5 protein-coding genes are annotated in these 4562 nt (G+C 55.3%); 3 read left to right on the forward strand and 2 right to left on the reverse strand.

The window, feature by feature from the left end; all coding sequences use genetic code 11:
• Positions 1-184 precede the first annotated feature (184 nt).
• The 3 genes from ACK8P7_RS10760 to ACK8P7_RS10770 all read left to right on the forward strand — a co-directional run bounded on the left by ACK8P7_RS10760 (position 185) and on the right by ACK8P7_RS10770 (position 1117).
• A complete protein-coding gene (locus tag ACK8P7_RS10760) occupies positions 185-382 on the forward strand; it encodes a hypothetical protein (protein WP_410044197.1) in 198 nt (65 codons plus the stop codon).
• Between the two features lie 101 nt (positions 383-483).
• On the forward strand, positions 484-726 hold the full coding sequence (locus ACK8P7_RS10765; RefSeq protein ID WP_410044198.1) for a type II toxin-antitoxin system Phd/YefM family antitoxin: 243 nt from the start codon (positions 484-486) through the stop codon (positions 724-726).
• Positions 710-1117, forward strand: coding sequence for a PIN domain-containing protein (locus tag ACK8P7_RS10770; protein ID WP_410044199.1), 408 nt, complete (start codon positions 710-712; stop codon positions 1115-1117). The genes ACK8P7_RS10765 and ACK8P7_RS10770 overlap by 17 nt, the downstream gene beginning before the upstream one ends.
• Before the next feature lie 100 nt (positions 1118-1217).
• Here ACK8P7_RS10770 and ACK8P7_RS10775 read toward each other — a convergent pair whose 3' ends face one another.
• Both ACK8P7_RS10775 and ACK8P7_RS10780 read right to left on the reverse strand, forming a co-directional pair.
• Positions 1218-2327 (reverse strand): NAD-dependent epimerase/dehydratase family protein, encoded by a 1110-nt coding sequence (locus ACK8P7_RS10775; RefSeq protein WP_410044200.1) that lies wholly within the window; start codon positions 2325-2327, stop codon positions 1218-1220.
• A 170-nt stretch (positions 2328-2497) separates the two neighbouring features.
• Entirely contained in the window at positions 2498-4096 is a 1599-nt protein-coding gene (locus ACK8P7_RS10780) for a nucleotide sugar dehydrogenase (RefSeq protein ID WP_410044201.1), read from the reverse strand.
• Positions 4097-4562 lie beyond the last annotated feature (466 nt).

The following is a 4562-nucleotide window of genomic DNA, read 5'->3' on the forward strand; positions in this document are numbered from 1 at the left end:
CCTTTGTGATATCATCCTTCTAGCAACCAATCTTAAGTTGACGTTGGGTTGACGACATTGGGGTCTGACCCCATAAACTCCAAGTTTAGAATTTGTTTAGAAAAATTTAATGGGGTCAGACCCCATAAACTATGGTGACGATTTAGCTGTGCTGACGTTTTATTTTTATCGCTGGGAGGACGTGATGCGGATTCCGGAAGCATTGGCCGCAGGGTGCGGCGCGGACGCTCTAGGAATCTTCGCGGCGTGGCTCAGCCGGCAGGTGCCGATGCACGCGTTTGCGATGCCGTGGAAGCGGTATGACGTCGGGGATGTGGAGAGCGACAGGGAAGTGTGTAAGGTGTTTTGGGTGACGAGCTCCTCCGAGTCGATGAGCCCGTGACCGCGGTCTGCATTGGCCGGAACAAGATGAAAATTTTGATAGGTCTTTATGAGTTAGCTAAAATATCATATAATAAAATTAGCTAATAAGGAGGTGCTGTTATGATTACTGCGACCGCAACTGCAACCGAAATGCAGAATAATTTCGGAAGGTATTTAAGCCTTGTAATGTCAGGGCAGGAAATTATCGTGACGAAGAATGGCCGGGAAGTCGGACGTTTCATTCCGAAGGATGCCACTGTGTCGTATCTTACAGATTCCCTTACTGGAATTCTGAAAGAAGACTATGATTTGGATGAAGTCAAGGCAGAAAGCATGAGGACGAAATATGGTTCTGTTGATTGACACGAATGTTATTCTGGATGTGCTGATTAACCGTCCGGAATTCATAAAAGACTCCTCTATGATCTGGAAGCTGTGTGAGACAGAACAGGCAAGGGGATGCATTTCCACGTTGACCTATGCCAATATGATGTATGTCATGCGCAAGCAGATGACTCCAGACCAGATTGCAGAGATTTTCCGCAAACTGAGTCTCATATTTGAGTTTGCTGATTTTAGTCCGGCTGTTCTGGAAAGGGCAGTAACCATGAAGTGGAAAGACTTTGAGGATGCAGTTCAGAGCGCAACAGCAGAAGCTATCCATGCCGACTATATTATTACGAGAAACCTTAAAGATTTTACGCAGAGCAGGGTGATGGCTTTTACTCCATCCGAGCTACTGGCAAGAATCTAAAATCCGGTGCCCGCGGAGGAAAGCGGGCACCGGATGTCGTGATGGGGGCAGACCCTATAAACAAACAGAGCCCGGCGGATATCCGCCGGGCTCTGTTGCGTCATGACATATAGAAGGTATTATACCATTCGGCGAAGGCGCGGAGGCCCTGGCGGATGTTGATTTCCGGGCGGAATCCGTAGTCCCTTTCGAGGGCGGTGCTGTCCGCGTAGGTGACAGGCACATCGCCCGGCTGCATTGGCACGAGGGACTTATGGGCGTCGAAGTCGTAATCCGGAGGCAGGACGCCGGCGCGGACGAGCTCCTCCTGGAGGGTCGTGATGTAGTCGAGGAGGTTCTCCGGGGTGCCACCGCCGATGTTGTAGACGGCGTATGGCGGGATCGGGAGGCCGTCGGGGCCGTTCTGCTTCTCAGGTGCGCCGCCCATGACGCGGACGATTCCTTCGACGATGTCGTCGATGTAGGTGAAGTCGCGCTTGCAGTTTCCGTAGTTGAAGATCTGGATACTGTCGCCCTTCACGAGGCGGTTCGTCGCGGAGAAGTAGAACATGTCCGTGCGGCCGGCCGGGCCGTAGACGGTGAAGAAGCGGAGGCCGGTGGACGGGATGTTGTAGAGCTTCGAGTAGGCGTGGGCCATGAGCTCGTTGCTCTTTTTCGTCGCGGCGTAGAGTGACACCGGGTGGTCGACCGGATCGTCGGTGCTGAACGGGACCTTTTTGTTGCCGCCGTAGACGGAGGAGGACGAGGCGTAGACGAAGTGCTCCATTGCGTCGTCGTGGCGCGCGGCCTCGAGGAGGTTGTAGAAGCCGATCAGGTTCGAGTGAATGTAAACGTCCGGGTGGTCGATGCTGTAGCGCACGCCGGCCTGGGCGGCGAGGTTGACGAGGACGTGAAAGCGGTAGGTCGCGAAGAGCTCGTCGATGAGTGGCTTGTCTGCGATGTCGCCGCGGATGAAGACCCAGTGGGATTTTGAGGACTGCGCGGCCTCCTCGACCTTCCGGAGGCGGTACTCCTTCAGCTCGAGCGGATTGTAGTCGGTCATGCAGTCGATGCCGACGATCGTCGCGCCCTGCGTGTCGCGCAGCAGCCGCGCGCAGAGGTTCGAGCCGATGAAGCCCGCTGCGCCTGTGACGAGGATGGATTTTCCGTCGAGGGATACGCTGGTTTTCTCTATTTTCTTTGATTTCTTTGTGTTCTCTGTGTTATCCATATTTTCCATATTCATGTGATGGGGTTCAGACCCCGGGGGTGATTGGCTCGGGGTGGTTGCCCTGGCCCATCTTAAGAATTTCGTAAGGGGGTCTGACCCCATAAACTCTAACTTTAGAATTTGTTTAGAAAAATTTAATGGGGTCAGACCCCATTAAATTTTCGGCGGGGTCAGTTGTTGTGGAAGAGGTCACGGGTGTAGACCTTTTCGCGGACGTCGTCGAGGACGGTGTCGTAGCGGTTTGCGAGGATACAGCGGCTTTCGGACTTGAACTCGGCGAGGTCGTTAACGACGCGGCTTCCGAAGAAGGTGCTGCCGTTTTCGAGGGTCGGTTCGTAGATGATGACGCGGGCACCCTTCGCCTTGATGCGCTTCATGACGCCCTGGATCGAGGACTGGCGGAAGTTGTCGGAGTTCGCCTTCATGGTCAGGCGATACACACCGACGACGGTTTCCTCCTGGAGGGCCTCCTGCTGCTTGTTGTAGCCTGCATTGGCCTCATATGCGTCGGCGATTTCGAGCACGCGGTCTGCGATGAAGTCCTTCCGGGTGCGATTACTCTCGACGATCGCCTGGATCAGGTTCTCCGGGACGTCCTGGTAGTTTGCGAGGAGCTGCTTCGTGTCCTTCGGGAGGCAGTAGCCGCCGTAGCCGAAGGATGGGTTGTTATAGAAGTCGCCGATGCGCGGGTCGAGGCAGACGCCGTCGATGATCTGCTGGGTGTTGAGGCCCTTCGTCTCGGCGTAGGTGTCGAGCTCGTTGAAGTAGGACACGCGGAGCGCGAGGTAGGTGTTCGCGAAGAGCTTGACGGCCTCGGCTTCGGTGAAGCCCATGAAGAGGGTACGGATGCCGGTTTTGATCGCGCCTTCCTGGAGGAGGGCGGCGAAGCGGTGCGCGGCGTCGACGGAGGCCGGGTCGTTTTCGTCACAGGACACGATGATCCGGGACGGGTAGAGGTTGTCGTAGAGGGCCTTCGACTCGCGGAGGAACTCCGGGGAGAAGAGGATGCGGCTGGTGCCGTACTTCGCGCGGATCGAGGCGGTGTAGCCGACCGGGATCGTGGACTTGATGAACATGTAGCAGTGGTCGTTGCACGCGAGAACCTGCTCGATCACGCTTTCGACGGCGCTCGTGTCGAAGTAGTTCTTCTTGCTGTCGTAGTTCGTCGGTGCCGCGATGATGACGAGATCCGCGGACGCGTAGGCAGCGTCGGACGGGTTCTGCAGGCCAATGCCGGTGGTGCCGTCGCTGGCCGGTGCGGTGGTGGCACCGGAAGCGGCGTGAGAGCCGGCGCCGTCGGCGTGCAGATCGGTGTTCAGGACGGCGTGGAGGTCGAGCCTGCGAGTGCCGGCCTTCGCCTCGGCGAAGAACTTCTCGATGTACTCGTCCTGGATCGGGCTGATCCAGGCGTTAAGATCCTGTACCTTCTCCTCGATGATGTCGACTGCGGTGACGTGATTATGCTGTGCGAGCAGCGTCGCGAGCGACAGGCCGACGTAGCCCGTGCCGGCCACCACGATATTCATCGGTGACACCGGCGCGAGCGGGTGGATGCTGTCGTCCTCGAACATATCGCAGAGATCGAAGTGCAGCGCGCCCGCGAGCTGCTCGAGCTGCTCGATCGACGGCGTGAACGCCTGCCCCTCGATCCGAGAAATCAGCGCACGATTGATACCGGTACGATCCGCCAGCTCCTGCTGCGAAATCTTCTGTGACTTCCGCAGTGACGCGATCGTATCCGCCAGTTTCTGAGTAGAAAGCTTCTTCATATATACCCTCGATTCTGAAAGTTTATAAAAATTTAATGGGGTCAGACCCCCTTACAGCCGGCTTAAGAATTTCGTAAGGAAAACTTCATGGGGTCTGACCCCATTAAATTTTCCTAAACAGAATCTAAACTGCCGCGGAGTGATTAGGCTCCGGGCGGGTGCATTGGCAGGCAGGAGTGGCAGACCGGTGATCTGCAGATGCACTGTATGTTACTTTGAGTAACGTGCTCGCCTGCGGCGTGACGTAGGTTAAAACACATACAGTATAGTGCATGAGATATGGAAAGACAAGAATTCAAGAAAAAAAGTTTCTGCGAACTTGCGGAAAGGCGAAGGATGGAAGATGAAACCTACTTTTGAACGTTATTCAGAATAACATCTTAAGGATTTCGTAATGGGGTCTGACCCCAATGTCGTCAACCCAACGTCAACTTAAGATTAGTTACCAGAAGGATGATATCACAAA

Origin of the sequence: Oribacterium sp. P9 (genome assembly GCF_046365365.1) — a bacterium.
Classification (GTDB): domain Bacteria; phylum Bacillota; class Clostridia; order Lachnospirales; family Lachnospiraceae; genus Oribacterium.